Annotated in this window: 3 protein-coding genes; all 3 read left to right on the top strand. The window is 34.2% G+C overall.

Annotated features, from left to right (window positions below):
* The first annotated feature begins 341 nt into the window (after positions 1-341).
* The 3 genes from LEP1GSC195_RS19310 (at position 342) to LEP1GSC195_RS19320 (ending at position 2,106) form a co-directional block, all read left to right on the top strand.
* Positions 342-1,145 carry a YARHG domain-containing protein gene (locus tag LEP1GSC195_RS19310; protein WP_015683180.1) on the top strand — a complete coding sequence of 268 codons (804 nt, stop codon included), beginning with the start codon at positions 342-344 and terminating at the stop codon, positions 1,143-1,145.
* A 296-nt stretch (positions 1,146-1,441) separates the two neighbouring features.
* A complete protein-coding gene (locus LEP1GSC195_RS19315) occupies positions 1,442-1,690 on the top strand; it encodes a DUF6364 family protein (protein ID WP_012389201.1) in 249 nt (82 codons plus the stop codon).
* A complete protein-coding gene (locus LEP1GSC195_RS19320; RefSeq protein ID WP_015683179.1) occupies positions 1,687-2,106 on the top strand; it encodes a type II toxin-antitoxin system VapC family toxin in 420 nt (139 codons plus the stop codon). The genes LEP1GSC195_RS19315 and LEP1GSC195_RS19320 overlap by 4 nt, the downstream gene beginning before the upstream one ends.
* Positions 2,107-2,410 lie beyond the last annotated feature (304 nt).

Here is a 2,410-nt window from a genome sequence, read left to right on the forward strand (position 1 = left end):
ACGCGTAGATTACTAGTTGCAAAAAGTCAAAAGTTTGACTTAAAAAAAGTAGAAGAATGGTGTTTAAATGAGTCTAGCAGTGGTAAAGATGCTTTCGATGAATTTTTTACGTTATATAAGAAATAATTAAATATACGGGACTACGCATAACAGCGTGGAAACGCTGCGCTTCGGCACAAGGCCTCGCTTGGGCTGCGCCACATTTCCCTTCTGTCACTCGTTTGCATCCGCAAACTCCGTGCCAGTCCCTAACGTCCCGTCGGGACTCAGGGTCGGGAAACGTCGTCTCCACTAGTTCGTTATGCGTAATTTTTGAAAAACAATAAAGAGGAAACTTATTTATGAAAAAAATATTAATACTTCTAATAATTCCAATATCGCTCTTTTCAGAACCAAACCTGGAAATCTGTAAACGATTTTTGCATGATGAATTTGATCCAACTTTTTTTATAAAGAAAATGGAAGAAGGAGATACTTCATTTGCAAATCATTACATAACTGATATACATTTTGCTATCTTAAACAAAGAACAATTGAAAATCTTACGAAATTTCTATTTTGCAAAATATGGATACATCTTCAAATCTGCAGATCTAAATCTTATTTTTAATAAATACCATTGGTATAGTCCGAAAATCTCTGATCAAAATACAATTATTAAAAACTTTAAGGAAATAGAATCGGATACGGTAAAACGAATAGCTTTCTTTGAAAACAAATCAAACGAAAAACCAGTAAATCACATATCAAATATTATTGGAAAATGGCATCTTGGCGAAACAGTCGGCAGTGGCTATAACGACAGGTTTATATTTAGAAAGAACAAAGAATACACCTATTTCCCATCAGAAGCAAAAGATTTACCTAAATATGCATACTTTTCAGGTGAATATGAAATTTCAAATGGCTTTCTAATACTTACAGTAAACAAAATTAGAGAATATAAACACTCTGATAGCTTTAAATTAGCTGAAGGAGGAAACCATACATGCTTTTGGGAAAATCAAAAGTTAGACAAGGAAAGAAAATTGGGAAAACCGTTAGTTTTAAATTTTCCAATCTATCATTCTGATTTTAGCGAAGATTCTATGAAAGTTATAAGACTAGGTTCATTCTTATTCTATGAAAAGGACTTTGACGATTAAATTCAAAAACTACGCATAACAGCAACTTACCGCTACGCTTCGGCACAAGGCCTCGCTCGGGCTGCGCCAAATTCCCCTTCTGTCACTCGTTTGCATCCGCAAACTCCGTGCCAGTCCCTAACGTCCCGTTGGGACTCAGGGTCGGGGAACTTCGGTAAGTCTAGTTCGTTATGCGCAAGAGACAAAATCTTTTAGAAAATCAGAGAAATAGGCAAAAAAAATGCATTATTTGGAGAAAAGTAAAGGTTGACATTTACGTAACTAGAATTCAACATTATACGTATAGGCGTTTCTATATGAATACTAAACTTACACTATCTCTTGATGACAAAATAATAAAACAAGCAAAGGAATTTGCTAAGCAGAGAAATAAAAGTTTATCAAAACTGATAGAAGACTATCTAGGAGGAATTTCTTCAAAAATCCCATCTAATGAAGAGAATCTTCCCCCTGTGACAAAAAAATTAGCGGGAATACTAAAAGGTAAAAAAGAAATCGATATTAAAAATGATATAGCTCATTTTCTTGAAAAGAAATACAAATGATTCAGAATGTTTACTTAGATTCTGATGTTATTATCGACTATCTATATGCAAGAGAACCTTTCTTTCAAGAATCTGTAGAACTGATTTCACTAATAGAAAATAAAAAAATTAAGGGCTATATTTCTTCACTAATTATTTGGAATATTTTCTATATTCTGGCAAAGTATACAAATGAGAAATCTGCTAGAGCATTAATTAAAGAATTTAAAACTATTATAGAAATAATCCCAATTGACGAAAAAATAATCGATCTTGGATTAAATTCTTCAATAAAGGATTTTGAGGATTCAATTCAATACTTTGCAGCAAAATCAAAAAAAATAAAATATATTATCACTAGAAATAAGAAAGATTATCCCAATGGAGAAATTAAACCTTTAAGTCCGAAAGAATTTCTTACAATTTTTAAAGAATAAGATTGGGATTCATTTTTAGACTTGTCTCCAGCGCATAACAGCAACTAACCGCTTCGCTTCGGGACTTCGCCCTCGCTTGGGCTGCGCCACATAGGCTTCTGGCACTCCCCTTGCATTCGCAAGCGTCGTTCCAGTCCCTAACGTCCCGTTCGGGACTCAGGGCCAGCCTACGTCGGTTAGTCTAGTTCGTTAACCGCCATTTCGCAAAAATCTACCTAAAATGCGAAAAAATCTTACTGATTTAATAAAAGAAAGGCAAATCATAAAGAAATTCGATCTTCCTATTATTGACTAGTCTACGCGT

This window comes from Leptospira wolbachii serovar Codice str. CDC, assembly GCF_000332515.2.
In the GTDB taxonomy this organism is placed as follows: Bacteria; Spirochaetota; Leptospiria; order Leptospirales; family Leptospiraceae; genus Leptospira_A; species Leptospira_A wolbachii.

Coding starts and splice junctions, on each gene's coding strand:
- LEP1GSC195_RS19310 (WP_015683180.1), top strand. CDS start 342: ATGAAAAAAATATTAATACTTCTAATAATTCCAATATCGCTCTTTTCA.
- LEP1GSC195_RS19315 (WP_012389201.1), top strand. CDS start 1,442: ATGAATACTAAACTTACACTATCTCTTGATGACAAAATAATAAAACAA.
- LEP1GSC195_RS19320 (WP_015683179.1), top strand. CDS start 1,687: ATGATTCAGAATGTTTACTTAGATTCTGATGTTATTATCGACTATCTA.